The 20,167-nt window shown below is 58.8% G+C and carries 19 protein-coding genes; 8 read left to right on the forward strand and 11 right to left on the reverse strand.

Annotated elements, in window-relative coordinates; all coding sequences use genetic code 11:
* Positions 1–25: 25 nt before the first annotated feature.
* Entirely contained in the window at positions 26–352 is a 327-nt protein-coding gene (gene trxA / locus QPL96_RS12555) for a thioredoxin TrxA (RefSeq protein WP_008169901.1), read from the reverse strand.
* A 306-nt stretch (positions 353–658) separates the two neighbouring features.
* Here trxA and ppx point away from each other — a divergent pair, with 306 nt between their 5' ends.
* Positions 659–2,185, forward strand: coding sequence for an exopolyphosphatase (gene ppx / locus QPL96_RS12560; protein ID WP_303287710.1), 1,527 nt, complete (start codon positions 659–661; stop codon positions 2,183–2,185).
* Between the two features lie 6 nt (positions 2,186–2,191).
* On the opposite strand, the gene QPL96_RS12565 is transcribed toward ppx, so the two are convergent.
* Positions 2,192–4,135, reverse strand: coding sequence for an ATP-binding cassette domain-containing protein (locus QPL96_RS12565; RefSeq protein WP_303287711.1), 1,944 nt, complete (start codon positions 4,133–4,135; stop codon positions 2,192–2,194).
* 46 nt (positions 4,136–4,181) lie between these two features.
* On the opposite strand from QPL96_RS12565, the gene QPL96_RS12570 reads away from it, so the two are divergent.
* From QPL96_RS12570 to QPL96_RS12580, 3 genes are all read left to right on the forward strand, one after another.
* Positions 4,182–4,736, forward strand: coding sequence for a DUF2390 domain-containing protein (locus QPL96_RS12570; RefSeq protein ID WP_303287712.1), 555 nt, complete (start codon positions 4,182–4,184; stop codon positions 4,734–4,736).
* Positions 4,733–5,119: a DUF4124 domain-containing protein gene (locus QPL96_RS12575; protein WP_303287713.1), complete on the forward strand. Its 387-nt coding sequence runs from the start codon at positions 4,733–4,735 to the stop codon at positions 5,117–5,119. The genes QPL96_RS12570 and QPL96_RS12575 overlap by 4 nt, the downstream gene beginning before the upstream one ends.
* Positions 5,120–5,245: 126 nt before the next feature.
* Positions 5,246–5,962, forward strand: a complete 717-nt coding sequence (locus tag QPL96_RS12580; RefSeq protein ID WP_303287714.1) for an FKBP-type peptidyl-prolyl cis-trans isomerase — start codon at positions 5,246–5,248, stop codon at positions 5,960–5,962.
* A gap of 96 nt (positions 5,963–6,058) precedes the next feature.
* Here the strand turns inward: QPL96_RS12580 and rsd are convergent, their stop codons facing one another.
* Positions 6,059–6,538, reverse strand: a complete 480-nt coding sequence (rsd, locus tag QPL96_RS12585) for a sigma D regulator (protein ID WP_303287715.1) — start codon at positions 6,536–6,538, stop codon at positions 6,059–6,061.
* An 86-nt stretch (positions 6,539–6,624) separates the two neighbouring features.
* Positions 6,625–7,131 (reverse strand): disulfide bond formation protein B, encoded by a 507-nt coding sequence (locus tag QPL96_RS12590; protein WP_303287716.1) that lies wholly within the window; start codon positions 7,129–7,131, stop codon positions 6,625–6,627.
* A 122-nt stretch (positions 7,132–7,253) separates the two neighbouring features.
* Here QPL96_RS12590 and QPL96_RS12595 point away from each other — a divergent pair, with 122 nt between their 5' ends.
* Positions 7,254–7,700 (forward strand): flagellar basal body-associated protein FliL, encoded by a 447-nt coding sequence (locus QPL96_RS12595; RefSeq protein ID WP_303287717.1) that lies wholly within the window; start codon positions 7,254–7,256, stop codon positions 7,698–7,700.
* A gap of 26 nt (positions 7,701–7,726) precedes the next feature.
* Here QPL96_RS12595 and QPL96_RS12600 read toward each other — a convergent pair whose 3' ends face one another.
* The 4 genes from QPL96_RS12600 to QPL96_RS12615 form a co-directional block, all read right to left on the reverse strand.
* Positions 7,727–7,942 (reverse strand): hypothetical protein, encoded by a 216-nt coding sequence (locus tag QPL96_RS12600; RefSeq protein ID WP_303287718.1) that lies wholly within the window; start codon positions 7,940–7,942, stop codon positions 7,727–7,729.
* Positions 7,943–8,063: 121 nt separating this feature from the next.
* On the reverse strand, positions 8,064–9,617 hold the full coding sequence (gshA, locus tag QPL96_RS12605) for a glutamate--cysteine ligase (RefSeq protein ID WP_303287719.1): 1,554 nt from the start codon (positions 9,615–9,617) through the stop codon (positions 8,064–8,066).
* A gap of 68 nt (positions 9,618–9,685) precedes the next feature.
* Positions 9,686–12,028, reverse strand: a complete 2,343-nt coding sequence (locus tag QPL96_RS12610; protein ID WP_303287720.1) for a Tex family protein — start codon at positions 12,026–12,028, stop codon at positions 9,686–9,688.
* Positions 12,029–12,077: 49 nt separating this feature from the next.
* Positions 12,078–13,814, reverse strand: a complete 1,737-nt coding sequence (locus QPL96_RS12615) for a bifunctional diguanylate cyclase/phosphodiesterase (protein ID WP_303287721.1) — start codon at positions 13,812–13,814, stop codon at positions 12,078–12,080.
* Positions 13,815–13,957: 143 nt separating this feature from the next.
* Here QPL96_RS12615 and rep point away from each other — a divergent pair, with 143 nt between their 5' ends.
* Positions 13,958–15,976 (forward strand): DNA helicase Rep, encoded by a 2,019-nt coding sequence (gene rep, locus QPL96_RS12620; RefSeq protein ID WP_303287722.1) that lies wholly within the window; start codon positions 13,958–13,960, stop codon positions 15,974–15,976.
* A gap of 75 nt (positions 15,977–16,051) precedes the next feature.
* Here rep and QPL96_RS12625 read toward each other — a convergent pair whose 3' ends face one another.
* Positions 16,052–16,465 carry a cytochrome c5 family protein gene (locus QPL96_RS12625; RefSeq protein WP_303287723.1) on the reverse strand — a complete coding sequence of 138 codons (414 nt, stop codon included), beginning with the start codon at positions 16,463–16,465 and terminating at the stop codon, positions 16,052–16,054.
* A 202-nt stretch (positions 16,466–16,667) separates the two neighbouring features.
* On the opposite strand from QPL96_RS12625, the gene QPL96_RS12630 reads away from it, so the two are divergent.
* Positions 16,668–17,006 carry a hypothetical protein gene (locus tag QPL96_RS12630; protein ID WP_303287724.1) on the forward strand — a complete coding sequence of 113 codons (339 nt, stop codon included), beginning with the start codon at positions 16,668–16,670 and terminating at the stop codon, positions 17,004–17,006.
* Positions 17,007–17,119: 113 nt separating this feature from the next.
* A complete protein-coding gene (locus QPL96_RS12635) occupies positions 17,120–18,151 on the forward strand; it encodes a phospholipase A (RefSeq protein WP_303287740.1) in 1,032 nt (343 codons plus the stop codon).
* A gap of 160 nt (positions 18,152–18,311) precedes the next feature.
* On the opposite strand, the gene QPL96_RS12640 is transcribed toward QPL96_RS12635, so the two are convergent.
* A complete protein-coding gene (locus tag QPL96_RS12640) occupies positions 18,312–19,670 on the reverse strand; it encodes a phosphomannomutase (RefSeq protein ID WP_303287725.1) in 1,359 nt (452 codons plus the stop codon).
* 9 nt (positions 19,671–19,679) lie between these two features.
* Entirely contained in the window at positions 19,680–20,156 is a 477-nt protein-coding gene (gene bfr, locus QPL96_RS12645; protein WP_303287726.1) for a bacterioferritin, read from the reverse strand.
* Positions 20,157–20,167: the final 11 nt, after the last annotated feature.

Genomic DNA, 20,167 nt, shown 5'->3' on the forward strand with positions numbered 1-20,167 from the left:
GCGGTTTTTGGCGACCGGGCTGCAATCAGAGATTGCTGTCCAGGAAGGCCGCCAGTTGGGATTTGGAGAGTGCGCCGACTTTGGTGGCATCCACGTTGCCGTTTTTGAACAGCATCAGGGTGGGGATACCACGGATGTTGAACTTCGGTGGGGTCTGCTCGTTTTCGTCAATGTTAAGCTTGCAGACTTTCAGTTTGCCATCGTATTCGTCGGCAATCTCTTCAAGCACCGGTGCGATCATCTTGCACGGGCCGCACCATTCTGCCCAGTAATCCACCAGCACGGGGACATCGGACTGCAGTACATCCTGCTCAAAAGACGCGTCGGTTACATTTACGATATTTCCGCTCATTACATTTTCCTGATTCATGCACGACTGCTCATCGCCGGTACGGGGTTTCGATAAAGGATCCGGTACCGTCACAGGTGCTGTTGACTGTCGCTGAAGGGCGCCGTGGCTTGCAGGGCAACCCTTCACCCTCATCACGGTACGTCATACTTTACGCGATTGATCAGCCGGATGTGAAGCAGTAGATCCACCTCTATCCATCGATCCGGGGCTGACCCCGGTCAAATACCGCGCCTGCCGGTTACTGACAGGCCTGAGGGATTTCGCTTATAGTACCCTGCAAGTTCATCCCAAAAGGATTTCGACCACGTGACGGCCGCCTCCACCGCCGAAAACGCTGCGCCCTCGCCAGAGGTGCTTGCAGCCATCGACATGGGCTCGAACAGCTTCCACATGGTGGTTGCCAGACTCGTACATGGAGAAATCCGTACGCTCGAGAAGATGGGGGAAAAGGTCCAGCTGGGCGCAGGTCTGGATCAGTACAACCGGCTGACTGAAGAGGCCCAGGAGCGCGCGCTGTGCTGTCTGGGCCGGTTTGCCCAGCGCCTTCAGGGGATGCCACCGGAGGCTGTACAGATTGTCGGCACCAACGCCCTCAGGGTGGCTCGTAACGCCCATCAGTTCATGACCCGCGCGGAGGAGGTTCTCGGCTATCCCGTGGAGATCATTGCCGGGCGCGAGGAAGCGCGCCTGATTTATCTGGGTGTATCCCATACCCTTTCTGACGATATCGGGCGCCGGCTGGTGATCGATATTGGCGGCGGCAGTACCGAGTTCATTATCGGCCAGCGTTTCGAGCCCCAGGAGCTGGAAAGCCTGCACATGGGCTGTGTTTCCTTCCGGAACAGATACTTCCGGGACGGAAAGATTACCCGGCGACAGATGGACAGGGCAGTGACCCACGCCGAACAGGAACTGCTGAATATCCGCCAGCATTACCGCTCCGTGGGCTGGCAGAGTGCCGTCGGTTCATCCGGCTCGATCAAAGCGATTGCCAGCGCCCTGTCATCCCTGAAGATTACCGATGGCACCATCACCCTCCCCGCCATGCAGGAACTGCGCAAGCGTCTGGTGGATATGGGCAAAACAGAAAAGCTGGCGGATCTGGGCGTGCGCTCCGACCGTCAGAGTATTTTCCCCGCCGGCTTTGCCATCCTGATGGGAGCGTTCCGGTCCCTGGGCATCACTGAAATGTCGTTTGCCGACGGCGCCCTTCGGGAAGGGCTGCTCTACGACATAGTCGGGCGGATCCGGCACGAGGATGTGCGCGAACGGACAATTTCCGCCCTCCAGGGGCGTTATCACGTTGATCAGGAGCACGGTGCCGCAGTCGAAGCGACCGCCATTGCAGCCTGGGAACAGGTGGCGGATGCCTGGGGGCTGCAGACCGCGGCCGACGAAGAAGTGCTGCGCTGGGCCTGCCGCCTGCATGAAATCGGCCTGACCATTTCCCACAGCCAGTATCATAAACACGGAGCCTACCTGCTGCGGTACTCGGACCTTCCCGGCTTCAGCCAGCAATTCCAGCGGGACCTCGCCACGCTGGTTCGCGGGCACCGGCGCAAGTTCTCCCTGGCCATCTTCGAGGGGCTGGACCCGGACGATACCATTCGGCTTCGCTATCTCTGCGTCCTGGTGCGTCTGGCCGTCCTGCTTCAGCACCCCCGCAACATGGAACCGCCGCCGGAGTTCACCCTGAATGCCCACAAGGACAAGCTGGTACTGACGTTTCCATCCGGCTGGCTGGATGATCGGCCGCTGACTCTGGCCGATCTCGAAAACGAACGTGATTACCTCGCCAGACAGGATTTCACCCTGGAGTTGAACGGAGGCTGAGGGCAGTCAACCCGCCAGCTCCGCCTCCAGCGATTCCACAGCTTCACTGACTTCCAGCCACTGCACCTCAACCTCTTCGAGGCGGCTTTTTGATGTGGCCTGCTCACCGAGCAACTCTTTCATGCGGACCTTACGGCTCTCTTCATACAGCCCCGGGTCCGCGAGCTCTTCCTCCAGCACCGACAGTCTCCGGTGCAACTGCTCCATCTCCTTTTCCAGGGACGTCTGCTGCTTGCGATAGGGGCTGAGCTTTTTCCGGAGGGCTGCCTCCGCGCGCTTGCGGGCCTTCCGGTCATCAGCGCTTTCGCCGGTTCCAACCGCGGGTTCCACCGGGTCTTGCTGGCCAGCCTGCAATCGCTTCGGTGCTTCGGTTTCGTCCTTGCGACGGTCCGCCAGCCAGCGCCCATAGTCTTCAAGATCCCCCTGATACTCAACAACCCGGCCATCGTTCACCAGCCAGAATTCGTCCACGGTGTTTCTCAGCAAATGCCGGTCATGGGAAACTACCACAATGGCACCATCAAAGTTTTGCAGGGCCATAGTCAGAGCCTGGCGCATTTCCAGATCCAGGTGGTTGGTCGGCTCGTCCAGAAGGAGCAGATTCGGTTTCTGCCAGGCGATCACCGCCAGTGCCACCCTGGCCTTTTCACCACCGGAGAACGAATGGATCGCGCTCAGGGCCTCGTCGCCGTGAAAATCGAAGCCACCAAGAAAGTTGCGGATACTCTGTTCCGAAGCCTTGGGTGCCAGCCGCTGTAAATGCAGGAACGGGCTGGCATCCAGGTCCAGGGATTCCAGCTGATGCTGGGCAAAATAACCAATGGCCAGATGTTCGCCACAGGTGCGTTCGCCGGACAACAGGGCGCCTTCCCCCCTCAGTGCCTCCATCAGGGTGGATTTACCCGCTCCGTTGGGGCCCAGAAGACCAATCCGGCTTCCGGGTAGCAGGGTCAGGTTGATGCCATTCAGGATTGCAGCATCTCCATGACCCGCCCTGCCATTGCGCATCGACAACAGGGGGTTGGAGACCTTTTCAGCCACCGGAAATTCAAAGCTGAAGGGCGAATCGATATGGGCCGGCGCAATGCGCTCCATACGCTCCAACGCCTTGACCCGGCTCTGGGCCTGACGGGCCTTGGTAGCCTTGGCCTTAAAGCGGTCGATGAAGCGCTGAATTTCGGCGATCCTGGCCTGCTGGCGTTCGAAACCGGCCTGTTGCTGAGCGAGCCGTTCGCTGCGCTGACCTTCAAAGGCTGAGTAATTACCCGTATAGAGCTCGAGATTACGGCGGTCGAAATGCACCACATGGGTGGCGACCCGATCCATGAAATCACGATCATGGGAAATGAATAGCAAGGTACCTGGATACCGGCGCAGCCAGTTTTCCAGCCACAGGCAGGCATCCAGGTCCAGATGGTTGGTTGGCTCATCCAGCAGCAGCAGATCGGAAGGCCGCATCAGGGCCTGAGCCAGGTTCAGGCGGATACGCCAGCCACCGGAAAATGCCGACACCGGCCGATCCGCGTCCTGGTCAGAGAACCCCAGGCCTCGCAGCAGTGCCTCTGCGCGGCGAGCCGCAGACCAGGCGTCGTGCACATCCAGCTCACCGTGTACGCGGGCAATGGCATGGTCATCACCGGCGGCTTCTGCCTGGGCGAGCTCCCGCTCCAGACGACGCAGATCAAGGTCGCCATCAAGAACGAAATCCCGGGCGCTGCGCCCTGAGGCTTCGACCTCCTGGGCCATGTGGGCAATCCGGCAGCCTCCGGGCAGCGAGACCGTTCCCTGCTCCGGCGTCAATTGGCCCAGCAGCAGCTGGAAAAGGCTGGATTTGCCGGCACCGTTGGCGCCGACGATGGCCACCCGCTGGCCGGGCTGGACCGTGAGGCTGACGGATTCTAGCAACCAGAGGCCGCCCCGTTGTAAACTGAGATCGGTTATCGTTAACATGTTTTCATTTTATCAACGTAAAGTGTTCAGGGAAGCTACCGCGCCTATGTCGCTGCGCCCGGCAAACACCCCGGATTTATCGACACCTCCGCTGGAATTGCCGGCAGGTCTGGAACCGGAGAATCCACTCTGGCGTTTTGCGCTGGCGCTCTGGAAATTTCCGGGCGTTCAGGACAACTGCCTGGCGCTTCAGAACCAGGGCTGGAGCTTGACGCCGGTTCTCTGCGCAGGCTGGCTCGCACTGTCTGGCAGGGCCTTCACCGGGGTCGAGGACGCTACGGTAACAGAGTGGCGAGAGCGTGTAACCGGTGCACTGCGCGCTGCGAGAAAATCACTGCCGGCTGTCGGTGGGTGTCACCAGCTTCGCACCGGCATCGCCGGCCTGGAGCTCGAAGCCGAACAGATGGAGCTGGCCCTGGCCTGGCGGACGTTAATGACCAACAACCCGGAACAGCCTGACATGCAAGGGCTCGATACGCTGATCAGAACCAACCTTGCCGCGGCTGCACCGGCATCGCGAATCGATGACCGTGCCGGGCCCCTGCTAAATGCACTGGGCACTGCCCTGGCCAATTTTCCAAAGGGAGACCACCAGCCATGATGATGAAATGGCTCATAAGGCTGTCGTTTCCCGCCCTCGGGTTACTGCTGTTGCTGATGTTCTTTGGACTCAACGATCCGGAGCAGTTATCCGAACCGGTTGCAGACGAGGAGCAACCGGAAATCCCGGCCTTTGAAGGCCTGGTACCGTCCCCGATTCCCACCGAAGGTCCGGAAATTGTGTTCAAATGGCGGGACACAGACGGCAGCTGGCATTATGCAGACCAGCCCCCGAAACAGGGCCCTTGGTACACGCTGGCCATCGAGCGCCGGGACAAGGCCTCGCCACTCAACCGCACTCCAGAACCGGAGCCCGACTGGCAGGCCCCCTATACCGCGCCCTTTGCTCTGGACCCTTCAGCGGCCGGCAACAACGACAGTTGATCTGACCCGTCCGGATTCTTAACACATGTTCAGTGGCATCTCGCGCCGGAACCCGTTACCTTCTCCGTTCTGACAAACACAACGCGGGGCAATGCCCTATACACAGACGTTATAAAGGATGAAGCAATGAAAAAGACGCTCCTCGCACTGGCAGTGGCCGGCCTCGTCGCTGGCTGTTCAACACCGCCCGAGGCTCCGGAACAACCCGAACTGGAGTCAACCGACCAGAAGATCAGCTATGGCATGGGTCTGGTTCTTGGTGAGCGCATGAGCAACGATCTGCCGAACCTGCAGATGGACCAGTTCCTTCAGGGTATTCAGCATGGCCAGGCCGGCGATGAAGCAGCCAGGCGCATGAGCCGTGAGGAAATCCAGCAGGCGCTGATGGCCTATCAGCAGCAGCTTCAGGAAGAGCAGACCAGGCAGACGGAAGAGCTGGCCAGCAAAAATCTTGAGGCAGGCAAAGCTTTCCTGGCGGAGAATGCCGAACGCGAAGGTGTAAAGACCACTGAATCCGGCCTGCAATACGAAGTGCTGGAGAAAGGCGACGGCGAAAAGCCCGCGGAAACCGATACCGTCCAGGTACACTACACTGGTGAACTCCTGTCCGGTGAAGTCTTTGACAGCTCCCGCGAGCGTGGCGAGCCGGTAACCTTTGCCCTGAACCAGGTTATCCCGGGCTGGACCGAAGGCCTGCAGCTGATGAACGAGGGCGCCCGCTACAAGCTCTATATTCCATCTGACCTGGCCTACGGTCCGGGCGGCAACCGTGCCATCGGCCCGAACGAGACCCTGGTATTCGAGGTCGAGCTTCTGGACGTCAATCCGGAATCCGGAGAGTAAAGCACCGATCAGGTCAGGCCGCAGCTTGTAAAATTGCGGCCAGAAAAAAGCCCCGGTCGGCAACACCGAACCGGGGCTTTTTATATCGGACATTTCTCAGGCGGGCGCCACTTTACCCGCATGGGCGTTGTGAAGGTGCTCAATCAGGAAATCCTCCATCTCGAACCGGGTCTCGAGGGCTTCGCCGAGCTTCGACAATTCGCCAAACAGCGCTTTCACATCCTCCTCTGACAGCTCCCTGCCGTCCAGGCGATCATTGAAGTTGAGAGCCACCTCGGTGGTCTGCTCAATCCTGGGATAAACCTTCGCAGCCAGTTCCAGGCCGCCGTCGTTGAATTCACGGGCCTCGCTGACCAACTGCTCATAGATTTCGAAATGGCCAGTGGAGACATAATCCACAAGCACTTCGCACAGGCGCACGAATTTCTCTCTCAGCGCTTCTGTCTGTGAAAAGTCAGTCTCCCCGGACAGATCACAGTAATGAACCAGCAGTTCCTGACGTTCCTTGAGCCAGCGATCAATCAGTTCGCTGACGCCACCCCAACGCTCCCTGGCATTTCGGCAATTTTCCAACATGACGCCTGTTCTCCGCTTGGTATTCCGGCACTTCTGTTTCGGGTTTGGGTCAAGTTACCCCATGCCTGCGGTCCCCCGCAACCGTTTCAGCTCCGAATCCACTCCCCGGACTTTCGCCGGCGAAACATCAGAATCAGCCCGGTAATCACCAGCAGCGAAAAGAACACCGCTGTCCAGCCGGGAATACTCAGCCCCAGGAACCGCCACACGACCTGGGCGCAATCCCCGGTGCCTCTCAGGGCGGTGGAGAGCACCTCAAACCAGGGCAACACCTCCAGCATATAGTCGACCGAAGGGCCACAGGCGGGCACCTGATCCGCCGGCAGGCTCTGAAGCCACAACTGCCGGCTGGCCACGCCGAGCCCGGCACCGGCGGTCAGTACCAGCAGGAAGCCATAAATGCGAATCCCGATCCCGGTGGGCCCCTGCAGCAGGGCCAGAAAGCTGACCAGACCGGCCCCCATGAACCCGAAACGCTGCAGCCAGCATAGCGGGCAGGGCTCGAGCCCCATCACATGCTCCATATAAAACGCGACACCCAGAAGTGCGGCACACACAAGGAAAATAAGCCCGAAAACCCATCTGCTGGTCAAAAGAACACCTCGATTCGTGAATTGAAACTGCAACCTTGCACCGGGCCTGCTATTCTCGGTGCTACCGGCGATATCGCCTCCGACTCGTCACTAAACCCTAAACCACGATCAACTTCAAGCCTATGACACACCAGCCAAAACCTGTTCTCACAATGATCTTCCTGCTGCTTTCGCTGGTCTCCCTGCCGGCGGTTTCCCAGGATGAGGAAACCTCAGAAGAAGTCGTGCAGGAAGACAGCGGCTTCACCGACTACATCAGCATGGATCCGGCGTTTGTCACCCACGTGGGCACTGCGGACAACAAGCCAACCTATCTGAAGGCAGCGGTCAGTCTCCGGGCCCGGAGCGCGAGCACCCGGCCCGCTCTGGAGACTCACATGCCGCGATTGCGACATGAGCTGGTGATGCTCTTTGGCGAGCAGACGGATATCGAACGCCTGACTTCCATGGAAGGTCAGCAGGCGCTCCGTGAGGAAGCAAAACAACGGATAAATGCCGTACTGGAAGAGCAGCAGACCGGCGAAAGCATCGCCGGCGTACTGTTTACGGAATTCGTCGTGCAGAAATAGTGCGAGACACAGCCAGAGCCGGGGACTCAGGCGATTTGTGAAAACAGGTCGTCGCCTTTGTCCCGGCTTTCACAGGCAACCAGATCGCCATCATCCCATCCGGCCTCCCAGGCCGCGATAACGACATCGCCCCGGTAAGGGCAGCGGGTCTTATCGATATTCATCGTGGCCGCCATGTAACCCTGGCGGTAAGCCTTGTTCAGAGCCTCCACATCCCAGCCGAGTTTGATGTCCCTTGCCATGCCCGTTACTCCCGATCCTGATGTTACAAAAATTAACAGGCAGACCGGAGGGTGACAAATCTTTGTTCAGTTTCTGTGCGTCAGGTCCGCAGACTGCTGCGACGGCAACACAACTGACCGCTCACGAGCGCAGGTACTGCGCCAGAAACTCGCCAAATGGCAGGGTATCGGCGCGCTCCATTTGCGCCTGCTCTGCCAGGGACTCTGCGGTCATGTCGTCAAACGCTTTGCGGACATCGGCACCCAGGCCTTCCTGCCTCAGGGTTTGCTGATGCTGGCGCGCCACTTCCATACCCCACTCCCGGTGCCCCAGACCAGACGAACGCATGGCGTCAAGCACCCGGGCCGAGGGCACGGCCCCCTCGCCAGACATCGCCTCACGCTGGGCAGCCAGGGCCTTGCGGTAGGTATCGTTCCCCTGCCAGCCATCCAGCAGCTCCGCCAGGGGCCCCAGTTGCTCAAGCAGACCAGCCGCGGCCTCTGGTACCGGCGTGCGCTGCCCTCCCCGGCAAAGGGTCAGTTCGCGATAGCGTCCACGGGCCACCACATCCTTGTAGTTATCGTCCAGCCGTTCGCACTCGGCGTCGCCAATACGGGGAGAATCGGACAGCAGGCAATCCAGCAGGAACAGGTCCAGGAAATCGATCTGGGCTTCGCTCACGCCGACCGGAGAGAACGGATCCAGATCCAGACACCGCACCTCAATGTATTCCACACCCCGGGCTTCAAGGGCCTGAATGGGTTTTTCTTCCCGTTCCGTGGTTCGCTTGGGCCGCACGGCACTGTAATACTCGTTTTCAATCTGCAGGACACTGGTGTTGATCTGAATGAACTGGTCGCCCCGGCGGGTGCCGATCGCCTCGTAAGCCGGCCAGGTAGTATGGATGGCCCGGTCCAGGGTGCCGGTGTAGGTGCTGAGCTCATTGAAACAGATGTTCAGGGACGCTTGGGCGTTGTTGTGGTAACCCAGATCACCCATGCGCAGGGACGTGGCGTATTCGCCGTACCAGGTGCGCTCATCAAACCGGCTCAGATCGTGGCGGACACCGGCAACAAAGCTCGCATCCAATGCCGGAGAAGCACCAAACAACAGCATCAGCAGCCAGCTCCGGCGCCGGAAATTCCGGATCAGCCAGAAATACTGGTCCGATTTGAAGTCCTTCAGGCTTTGCTGGTCCCCCAGAGCCTCCTGCCATTTCCGCCAGAAACTGTCCGGCAGTGACAGGTTGTAGTGCGCGCCGGCGATGCTCTGCATCATCCGGCCATAGCGAACCGCCAGCCCCTGGCGGTAAACGTGCTTGAGACGGCCAATGTTGGAGCTGCCGTATTCTGCAATGGGAATACTCAGATCTCCATCCAGCTCACAGGGCATGCTGGCTGCCCAGAACACTTCGTCCCCGAGGTTCTCCTGGACAAACCCGTGAATATCCCTCAGGGATTTGAGCATCCCACCAGTGCTGTCAAACACAGGCGTGATCAGCTCCAGCAGGGCTTCGGAATAATCGGTGGTGATCCGCGGATGGGTCAGCGCGGAACCCAGGGCTTCCGGATGCGGTGTCTGGGCGATGAACCCGTTGCGGTCCACCCGCAGCCCTTCTTTTTCCACGCCCTTGAGAAACCCATCCCAGTCGCTGGCTGCGAACTGGCGAAATACGGAATGGCGGGATTCAGCCATGGTCGACTCCTGCTGCGACCGGCCCCTCCTCGTGAGCGGGGCCGACCGGTGAAAAGATTGAAAGCCTGTTAACGGCTGTCCTTGCGGGCCGAAGCCAGTGCCTGGGCCAGTGCACCCGCCATGGCACCCTGCCGGGATTTCTCGCCGGAGCCAGAGCTACGGCTGTTTCGATGACCGGCTTTCTGGCTGGCACCGGCGCGGTTTCCAGCCGTCGGTTTGCCGTCATTCTTCTCGCCAGGCTGATCGTCCATGCGCATGGTCAGGGCAATCCGTTTGCGCGGAATGTCCACATCCAGCACCTTCACCTTAACGATATCCCCGGCTTTGACCACGTCCCGCGGGTCCTTGACAAACATGTGGGACAACGCCGAAATATGCACCAGCCCATCCTGATGGACCCCGATGTCCACAAAGGCGCCGAAGTTGGTCACATTGGTGACGGAACCTTCCAGTACCATGCCCGGCTTCAGGTCATTGAGGGCTTCAACGCCCTCCTCGAAGCTGGCAAAACGGAATTCCGGGCGCGGATCCCGGCCCGGCTTCTCCAGCTCGGAGATGATGTCCTTGATGGTGGGCAATCCGAATCGCTCAGTTACGTAATCCTGGGGGTTCAGACCCCGTAAAAATGCACAATCCCCGATAATATCGTCGACCTTGCGATTATTCCGCTTGGCAATGGCCTCCACCACCCCATAGGCTTCCGGGTGAACCGACGACCGGTCCAGCGGATTCTCGCCACCGGCGATCCGCAGAAAGCCCGCCGCCTGCTCAAACGTGCGGTCCCCGAGCCGGGTGACCTTCAGCAGTTGCCTGCGGTTACGGAACATGCCGTTCTGGTTGCGGAATTCAATGATGTTCTGGGCGATGGTCTGATTCAGACCAGACACCCTTGCCAGCAGAGGCGCCGAGGCGGTGTTAAGATCCACGCCCACGCCGTTTACACAGTCTTCCACTACCGCATCCAGGCTGCGGGATAACTGCATCTGGGACACATCGTGCTGGTACTGCCCCACCCCGATGGATTTCGGCTCAATCTTCACCAGTTCCGCCAGCGGGTCCTGCAGGCGGCGGGCAATGGACACGGCACCACGGATGGTCACATCCAGATCCGGCAGTTCCCTGGAGGCAAATTCGGAGGCCGAATAGATGGAAGCACCGGATTCGCTAACCACGATTCGGGCCAGTTTGAGTTCCGGATAACGTTTGCCCAGGTCGCCCACCAGCTTCTCGGTTTCCCGGGACGCAGTACCATTGCCGATAGCCACCAGCTCGATCTTATACTCCCGACACCAGACCGCCAGCTGCTCGATGGAGCGGTCCCACTGGTTCCTGGGTGCGTGGGGGTATATGGCTCCGTGGCCCACCACCTGCCCGGTACCATCGATAACGGCCACCTTCACACCGGTACGCAGCCCCGGGTCCAGCCCCAGTGTCGGGCGCGGGCCGGCCGGGGCCAGCAGCAGAAGATCTTTGAGGTTGGCGGCGAAAACATTAATGGCTTCGGTCTCGGCGGCTTCACGCACCTGGGCCATGAGATCGGTTTCAATCTGGGTTGAGAGCTTGACCCGCCAGGTCCAGCGCACCACTTCCGACAGCCACTTGTCAGCGGCACGGTCGTTATCCCGGATGTTCCAGCGGGCAGCAATCCGCTGCTCCGCCGGATGGGGCGTGCGGCGATCAGCATCAGCATCGCCAACCACGATACTGTAGGCCAGGATGCCTTCGTTGCGGCCACGCAGGATGGCCAGAGCACGGTGGGACGGCACCTTTTTCAACGGCTCGACATGGTCAAAATAGTCCCGGAACTTGGCCCCTTCGTTTTCCTTGCCTTCTACCACCGTCACTTTCAACTGACCTTCCTGCCAGATGAAATCCCGCAGGCTGCCCAGCAACTCGGCGTCCTCGGCAAAACGCTCCATCAGGATGTAGCGGGCACCATCCAGAGCCGCCCTGGTGTCTTCAACCCCGGCTTCCTTGTTGAGATAGCCCTGAGCCGTGGCTTCCGGGTCCAGGGTCGGGTCGTCATACAAGGCATCCGCCAGGGCCTCCAGGCCGGCTTCCCGGGCAATCTGGGCCTTGGTCCGGCGCTTGGGCTTATACGGCAGGTAGAGATCTTCCAGGCGGTTCTTGGCATCCGCCTCGTTAATGCTGGCCTTAAGCTCATCCGTCAGTTTGCCCTGCTCCTCAATACTCTTGAGGATGGTGGCGCGACGGTCTTCCAGTTCCCGCAGATAGCGCAGACGTTCCTCCAGGTTTCTCAGCTGGCTGTCGTCCAGCGAACCGGTCACCTCTTTCCGGTAGCGTGCGATAAACGGAACGGTGGAACCCTCGTCGAGCAGGGCGACGGTGGCATTAACCTGCTGCTCGCGGACACCGAGTTCGTCGGCGATGCGCCTGGAGATACTGTTCATGCAACCCCTGTCTCATGCTTTGCCAATAAAGCAGCAAAGGTACAGCGGCTTACTGTTGCAGGCAAGCGGACTGGCCACGCTTGTTCAGGAATTGCACAAGATCGGCCCAGGGCATGGGGCGGGCGTAATAGTAACCCTGGATTTCATCGCAATGCTGCTGGCGCAGGAACTCCAGTTGCCCTTCGGTTTCCACGCCTTCGGCGACCACGCTGATCTGCAGACTGTGGGCCAGGCTGATAATGGCCCGGATAATGTGTTCGGCGTCGGCCGAGTGGCCGAGCTCCTGCACGAAGGACTTGTCGATCTTGACCAGGGAAATGGGCAGATGCTGCAGATTGCTCAGGGAGGAGAAACCGGTGCCGAAGTCATCAAGGGCAAAGCTGATACCCAGTTGGTTCAGTTCCCGCAGGCAACGCTGTGCATACTCGGGGTCGTGCATCATGGCACTTTCCGTAAGCTCCAGTTCCAGCAGACTGGTATCCACATTGGCGTTGAAAATAATCCGGAAAATGGTCTCGGTCATCTTGCGGTCATGGAACTGCCGGAACGAAAGGTTTACAGCAAACACCAGGCCCGGGAACCCGAGCTCGGCAGACTCCTGCAGGCGTTTACAGGCCTGCTCGATAACCCAGTAGCCGATCGGCACGATCAGGCCGCTGCGCTCGGCGACCGGAATGAATTCGTCCGGTCCCACCAGCCCCCGCTCCGGGTGGTTCCAGCGCAACAGGCACTCAACACCACGGACTTCTTCAGTGGCCAGATCAATCCGGGGCTGATAGTAAAGCTCCAGTTCCTTGCCCCTCAGGGCATTGCGCAGGTCGGCCTCGAGCCGAAGCTGATAGCCGGCAGAGATATGCAACTGCCGGTCGTAGAAGCGATAACTGGTGCCAGGATCCCGTTTGGCCTCGAACATGGCCCGATTGGCCCGGCGCAGAAGATTTTCGGCACTGTCACCGGCTTCCGGGTAAGTGGCAACGCCGAGGCTGACGCTGACCACCACACTCTGGCCATCGATCATGACCGGCTCATCCAGCGCATTGACCACCTTGCGGATGATCTGGGTGATGTCGAGGGAGTCTTCGACCTTCTCGACAATGATGGCCAGCTCGTCGCCGCCAATGCGCATCAGGGAATCCACCCGCCTCAGGGAGTGCCGGAGACGCTCCGCCAGTTTCATCATCAACTGGTCGCTTTTCTGGTAACCGAAGGATTCATTGATACTGCGGAAATCGTCGATATTCAGGTGGAGAAGTGCCAGCCGGTGGCTGGCCCGCTCAGCCCGCAGCAGTGCCTGCTGGAGGCGATCAAAGAACAGATCCCGGTTTATAAAGCCAGTGGCGACCTCCCGCCCCAACTGGCCATGGGCCGACTCGGACAATTGCTGCCGGTACCAGAGGCACTTCACCGCCCGCCGGAAGTTCCAGTGGTCCAGATTCTGGCGGCAGAGATAATCGGCGGCGCCGGCGGCGAGCAGTTCGGGAGCCCGCCGTTCCGGCAACTCCGCACTGAGGGCCAGGACGGGCTTATCACTGCTGCCAACCGTAAGATATTGCAGAAAGGATGTCTCAGAACCGCCATGGAAAACACAGTCCCAGACGATGACATCAAAACTGGCGTTGCGAATAAGATCGTCACAATCCACCAGATCCGGGCACCAGGTTGCGTCCGCACTGATTTCGACGTCACCCGCCAGAAGAGCGTTCAGCCAGAGAAAATCCGCATAATCCGGTGTCAGAACCAAGAGGCGTAACTGTCCGGGCCTCATGGTTTCCAGTGGCAGAGTCATTAAGCAGAATCCATTTATGCGTGAACAACCGAGTCCGTTTTATCAATCATAGCCGATAGATCGTCAAGGTACAGGAACGCTGGCTGGTGTAGAATGATCTCACGCCTGTTTTCCCCATTTCGTTCCATTCTGGCCACTTATTTGTGAACAAGCTCAACCCGAGACAAAGCGAGGCAGTCCGCTATTCAGACGGCCCCCTGCTGGTACTTGCGGGTGCCGGCAGCGGCAAAACCAGCGTGATTACCCGCAAGATTGCCTACCTGATCGAGCAACTCGGTATTCCGGGGCGCCATATTGCCGCAGTGACCTTCACCAACAAGGCCGCCCGGGAAATGAAGGAGCGGGTTGGCCGGATCGTTGACCGTAAGCTGACCCGGGGGCTGATTGTATCCACTTTTCATAACCTTGGCCTCAATATGATCCGGGAAGAGCACGCCCATCTCGGCTACCATCCGGGCTTTTCGATTTTCGACGCCGAGGATGCCAAGGCCCTGTTACAGGACCTGATGCTCCGGGAGGCCAGCGCCGAGGCCGGGGACGAGCTCAGCGACGTCCAGATGACCATCTCGTCCTGGAAAAACGCCATGCGCGGGCCGGCCGAGGCCCTGAGCAAGGCGGCGGATGAGCGCGAACAGCGCATCGCCATCATCTACAAGAAGTACAACGAATACCTCAAAGCCTACAACGCGGTGGATTTCGACGACCTGATCCTGCTGCCGGTGATGCTGTTTCGCTCGCACCCGGACGTGCTCGCGAAATGGCGCCGGAAGATCCGCTACCTGCTGGTGGATGAGTACCAGGATACCAACGTGTGCCAGTACCAACTGGTCAGGCTACTGGTGGCCGAACGGGCTGCATTCACCGTGGTCGGGGATGATGACCAGTCAATCTACGCCTGGCGCGGCGCCCGACCGGAGAATCTGGAGCAGCTCAAGGAAGACTTTCCCAGCCTGAAAATTGTCAAGCTGGAGCAGAATTACCGCTCCACGGCCCGTATCCTGCGCAGCGCAAACAGGGTGATTGCCAACAACCCCCATGTGTTTGAAAAGGCGCTCTGGAGTGACCACACCATCGGCGAGGAGATCCGGATTGTCCGGTGCCGCAACGAGGACGCGGAAACCGAGCGGGTTGCCACCGAGATTCTCGACCAGAAGCTGAAAAAAGGCCTGGGTTTCCGGGATTTTGCCGTGCTGTACCGGGGTAATCACCAGGCTCGCCTGCTGGAGATGAAGCTCCAGGGCTACCAGATTCCCTACCGCATCTCCGGTGGCCAGTCGTTCTTTTCCAAGAATGAGATCAAGGATGCAATGTCGTATCTGCGACTGCTGATCAACCCCGATGACGACGCCGCTTTCCTGCGGGTCGTGAACGTACCCCGCCGGGAGATCGGGCCCCGTACCCTTGAACAACTGAGCCACTACTCCCGCTCCCGGAACATCAGCCTGTTCAGGGCCCTGGGCGACATGGGAGCGAAAACCCATGTGACCGAGAAGGGCCTGGATCGCCTGCGACGTTTTGCCCATTGGGTAGATGCCACTTGCGAGCGCTTGCACAGCGAAAATCCGGTCCCCGTGATCAAGCAGCTTTTTACCGACATCGACTATGAAGAATGGCTGCACCAGCACTCCGGCACCCCGAAACAGGCCGAGCGCCGGATGGAGAACATCTGGTATCTGGTGGAGTCCATTCAGCGCATGCTGGATGATGGCAGGGGCACCGCTGACGAACTGGGTATTGAGGATGCCATCACCAGGCTGATCCTCCGGGACATGATGGAGCAGCGGGAGGAAGAGGACGACAGCGACAAGGTTCAGTTGCTGACTCTCCACGCCTCCAAGGGCCTTGAGTTTCCCCATGTGTTCATCATGGGCCTGGAGGAGGAGATTCTTCCCCACCGGAGCAGCATTGAAGAAGGCAACATCGAGGAGGAGCGGCGACTGATGTACGTGGGCATCACCCGGGCCCGTGAAACGCTGACCCTGACCTACGCGGCGGCCCGCAGACAGTATGGCGAAAAGCTGGAAACCATCCCCAGCCGGTTCCTGGATGAACTGCCTGAAGAAGACCTGAAGTGGGAAGGACTGGGCGACCTTGATGTGGAGGCCAACCAGAAAAAAGGCAAGGCAACCCTCAGTGCCCTGCTGGGAGACCTTGGCCTTTAGCTGCGCCAGGAAGGCAAAAAGCCCCGCAAGGAGGCTTTAAAAGGGGCTTTAAAGGTAACAGGTAAGATTTCCCGGCTACTGGCTTTGCTCAACAATATGCTCAACTGCCGCCTGAATTTCCTCGTCGGGGCAGCTTGCGCAGCCACCTTTTGCAGGCATGGCATTAAAGCCGTTGATCGCGTGACTGACCAGGGTTTCCAGGCCCTTGCCGATTCGGGGGGCCCAGGCATCGGTATTACCCTTAACCGGGGCGCCAGCCGCACCGGTGGTGTGACAAGCCATGCACACGGCATCATACACTTCGCTGCCCGAGCGAGGACCGGAACTGGCTGTCTCGGCCGGAGCAGCTGCGCTACCACACTCTTCACCCTGCAGACATACTTCGCCTACCGGCTGAATACGTGCACGGATTTCATCTTCGACACTTGCCATTACGGCGCCGGCTGTCAGGCCAAGAACGACCAGTACAGCAACCAGGACTCTCTTCATCTTCACAATGCACCTCGCATTTGAGCGTTATAATCTTCGGTCGCCGCATTATAGCCGTTGAAACCTGGCAAAAAAACCAGACGGCAAAATCATTAATTGATTTCAACCATTTTAATTGCGATTTCGTAAGTCGGAGGGTGTTTCACGGACAATCCGGTTACCATGGTGTTCGTCGATGTTTAACCATTCAGGACCTGTTTCCATGACCATTACGGAACCCACTTCACCCCACCCGCTGCGCAAGCCCCTGTTGATTACTGAATTTACAACGCTGGCCGTTTTGCTGGCTTCCATGGGGTGGCTCTCCCGCCAGACCGGCGACGGCCAGGCCATCAGCGCGGCCTGGCTGCTGATCCCGGCTCTGGCCAGCCTGGGCGTGTTCCTGAGTTTTATCGGGCTGATGTACCTGCGCTGGGTGGCATCCGCCGAAAGCGCCAACCGGCTTCGTCACAAGGTCATTTTCTCGCTTCTGGCGGTTACCCTGATCGGCGCCTGGATCTATGGCATAGGGAATACCTGGTTTAGCCTGAACGCCAGCTAGGAGATATCCCGACCATGACATCCTTGCGCGTGTTGCCTGCCTCATCCCGGTTCATTGTGCTTTGTACACTGGCGGCAGGCCCTGCCGAAGCCCAGACCGATACTGCGCCACTGATGAATTCGATCAACTCACCCGAGCAATGTGCACTGGTTGAGGACGGTATCCAGAGGCTCGCCTGCTTCGACAGCCTCTACAAACCGGAGGAACTGCACGCGCAGGCCTCGGAAGAAGAAAAACAGCAAGTGGAGGCCAGCGTGGAGAAACTGGCGCCGGACAAGGAAGATCTGGAGGGCGTCGCAGGAAATGCCCTGGAAAACGATTCAGACACCGGCGTAATGTCCGCTCTCGTAGACCGCTATGTCGCGGCCGAGAAAGCGGTTTTTTCATTTTCCGGCAGTTTTGTCGGGCACCGGCCTACTTATATCCTGCCAATAACCTGGGTGGCGAAACCGAACTCGACGCCGTCCAGCCCACGACTGGGTGCCGCCGGATACGATTACCAGCTGGCGCGGGAAGAAGCAAAGTATCAGATCAGTTTCAAAGTTCCTTTGCTGACGGGCCTTCTGGATGGTCGCACCACAATGTGGTTCGGCTACACCCAGCAGTCCTACTGGCAGGTCTATAACCAGGACGATTCTGCGCCTTTCCGGGAAACCAACTACGAACCGGAGATCTTTGTGCGTTATCAGGCCGATTGGGATATTGGCCCTGGCAGGTTGAATGGAGTGACACTCGGCTTCAATCACCAGTCAAACGGGCAGTCTGAGCCGCGATCACGGAGCTGGAACCGGATTATGGCCAACGCGGCTTACAGCTATGATCGCTGGCTTTTCATGGTGCAGCCCTGGTACCGGATTCCGGAGAACAGCAACGATGATAATGCGGACATTGAGCGGTATCTGGGCTACGCCAATTATCAGGCGGTTTACAAGCTGACGGCGGATCGTACGTTTTCACTGCGGCTGATGAACAACCTGCGCTCGGATGACAACAAGACGTCGGTGGAGTTTGGGTACAGTTTCCCGATGGGGGATACGATTAAGGGTTTTTTCCAGTACTACAACGGGTACGGGGAGAGTCTGATCGACTATAACCACCGAATTCAGCGGTTTGGTATCGGGATTATGCTGAATGACTGGCTGTAGGCGCTAGTTGGGTGAAGGTTGAGCAGGCCGAAAGGGGGTTCAGAAACACGCTCCTTACGGCACGTCCATGTGACGCTTGAGCTCCGCCATCCTTGGCTCCGCACAGTTTCTGAACCCCCTTCCGGCCCGCTCGCCCCAGACTTTCGTAGTCGGCCGGTTGTTAACCTTCCTCGTTCAGCCTTTGCATTTCCGCCAGTAGTTCTTCGGTTTTCTCTTCCATCAACGGAATATTCGCCCTTGATTCCACATTGAGGCGAACAACCGGCTCGGTATTGGACATCCGAAGGTTAAAACGCCATTCGTCGAATTCGATGCTTACGCCATCCACGTGGCTGACGTTTTTGGCGCCGACGCTGTATTTGGCTTCAATCGCGGCGATGACTTCGGGGGGATCGTCGATGGTGCGGTTGATTTCACCGCTGGCCGGGTAGGCTTCGATTCGGGCGTCGATCAGGGAAGAGAAAAGCTGGCCGGACTGGCAGAGGCGTTCGGCGATCAACAGCCAGGGGATCATGCCGCTGTCGCAGTAGGCGAAGTCCCGGAAATAGTGGTGAGCGCTCATTTCGCCGCCGTAGACGGCGTCTTCGTCGCGCATTCTCTGTTTGATGAAGGCGTGGCCGGTTTTGCTTTCGACGGCTTCACCGCCGGCGGCTTTGACCAGATCCAGGGTATTCCAGGTGAGGCGGGGGTCGTGGATGACTTTGCCGCCGCCGGTTTTGCGCAGGAACTGGTCGGCCAGTAATCCGACGATGTAGTAGCCCTCGATAAAGCGGCCGTTTTCGTCGAAGAAGAAGCAGCGGTCGTAGTCGCCGTCCCAGGCAATGCCCATGGCGGCGCCCTGTTCGATAACGGCATCGGCGGTGACTGCGCGGTTTTCCGGGAGGATCGGGTTGGGCACGCCGTTCGGGAAATGGCCATCCGGTTCGTGATGCACTTTTACGAATTCGAACGGAAGATGCTGTTCGAGTTCGTCGATCACCAGGCCGGCGCCGCCGTTGCCGGCGTTGACCACGATGGTCATGGGGCTGAGGGAGGCGGCATCGACGTAACCCAGTAGGTGATCGATGTAGGCGCTCATCATTTCCAGCGGTTCGTAGCGACCCTGCTGCGGTGCATCCGCAAAGGGTTCCAGTACCCGGTCACGGATGTTGTTCAAGCCATTATCGGAGCTGATGGGCCGGGATTCGGGGCCGACCATTTTCATGCCGTTGTGGTCCTTGGGGTTATGGCTGGCGGTCACCATGATACCGCCGTCCATCTTGTAGTGGCTGGTGGCAAAATACACCTGTTCGGTGCCGCACAGGCCAATATCAAACACATCCGCGCCGGCCGCCATCAGGCCGGAGCTCAGGGCCTCGGCGATGTCCGGGCTGGACAGGCGGATGTCGTAGCCGACGATCACTCTTTTTGCGCCGGCAATTTCCACATAGGCGCGCCCGATTTTTTCGGCCAGTGCCGGATTCAGTTGATCCGGCACCCGGCCGCGCAGGTCGTAAGCTTTAAAACAGGACAGGTCCATTGTCTGATTTTACTCCGAGGCGGATGACTGAAGCTGGATATAGTTCTGTATACCCATCTGGGAAATCAGTTCCAGCTGGGTTTCCAGCCAGTCGATGTGGTCTTCTTCGCTGTCCAGAATGCTGCGGAAGAGCTCACGGCTGGTGAAGTCCTGAACCTGCTCACAATAGAGAATGGCTTCTTTCAGGTCGGTGTGGGCGATCTGCTCCAGTTTGAGGTCGCAGGAGATCATTTCCTCGACATTCTCGCCGACCAGCAGTTTGTTTAGGTCCTGGAGGTTGGGCAATCCTTCGAGAAACAGGATTCGCTCGATGAGCTGGTCCGCATGCTTCATTTCGTCGATGGATTCTTCGTATTCCTTGGCGGCCAGCTTGGTGATGCCCCAGTCCTTGTACATGCGGGAATGGAGAAAATACTGGTTGATAGCGGTCAGCTCGTTGGCGAGGACCTTGTTGAGATGCTGAATGACTTTCTTGTCACCTTTCATGATGTGGCTCC

The organism is Marinobacter sp. SS8-8, assembly GCF_030540945.1.
Taxonomy (GTDB): domain Bacteria; phylum Pseudomonadota; class Gammaproteobacteria; order Pseudomonadales; family Oleiphilaceae; genus Marinobacter.

Coding starts and splice junctions, on each gene's coding strand:
- QPL96_RS12565 (WP_303287711.1), bottom strand. CDS start 4,135: ATGTTAACGATAACCGATCTCAGTTTACAACGGGGCGGCCTCTGGTTG.
- QPL96_RS12575 (WP_303287713.1), top strand. CDS start 4,733: ATGATGATGAAATGGCTCATAAGGCTGTCGTTTCCCGCCCTCGGGTTA.
- QPL96_RS12570 (WP_303287712.1), top strand. CDS start 4,182: ATGTCGCTGCGCCCGGCAAACACCCCGGATTTATCGACACCTCCGCTG.
- QPL96_RS12615 (WP_303287721.1), bottom strand. CDS start 13,814: ATGACTCTGCCACTGGAAACCATGAGGCCCGGACAGTTACGCCTCTTG.
- QPL96_RS12635 (WP_303287740.1), top strand. CDS start 17,120: ATGAATTCGATCAACTCACCCGAGCAATGTGCACTGGTTGAGGACGGT.
- QPL96_RS12625 (WP_303287723.1), bottom strand. CDS start 16,465: ATGAAGAGAGTCCTGGTTGCTGTACTGGTCGTTCTTGGCCTGACAGCC.
- trxA (WP_008169901.1), bottom strand. CDS start 352: ATGAGCGGAAATATCGTAAATGTAACCGACGCGTCTTTTGAGCAGGAT.
- QPL96_RS12640 (WP_303287725.1), bottom strand. CDS start 19,670: ATGGACCTGTCCTGTTTTAAAGCTTACGACCTGCGCGGCCGGGTGCCG.
- bfr (WP_303287726.1), bottom strand. CDS start 20,156: ATGAAAGGTGACAAGAAAGTCATTCAGCATCTCAACAAGGTCCTCGCC.
- rsd (WP_303287715.1), bottom strand. CDS start 6,538: ATGTTGGAAAATTGCCGAAATGCCAGGGAGCGTTGGGGTGGCGTCAGC.
- QPL96_RS12600 (WP_303287718.1), bottom strand. CDS start 7,942: ATGGCAAGGGACATCAAACTCGGCTGGGATGTGGAGGCTCTGAACAAG.
- gshA (WP_303287719.1), bottom strand. CDS start 9,617: ATGGCTGAATCCCGCCATTCCGTATTTCGCCAGTTCGCAGCCAGCGAC.
- QPL96_RS12610 (WP_303287720.1), bottom strand. CDS start 12,028: ATGAACAGTATCTCCAGGCGCATCGCCGACGAACTCGGTGTCCGCGAG.
- QPL96_RS12595 (WP_303287717.1), top strand. CDS start 7,254: ATGACACACCAGCCAAAACCTGTTCTCACAATGATCTTCCTGCTGCTT.
- QPL96_RS12580 (WP_303287714.1), top strand. CDS start 5,246: ATGAAAAAGACGCTCCTCGCACTGGCAGTGGCCGGCCTCGTCGCTGGC.
- QPL96_RS12630 (WP_303287724.1), top strand. CDS start 16,668: ATGACCATTACGGAACCCACTTCACCCCACCCGCTGCGCAAGCCCCTG.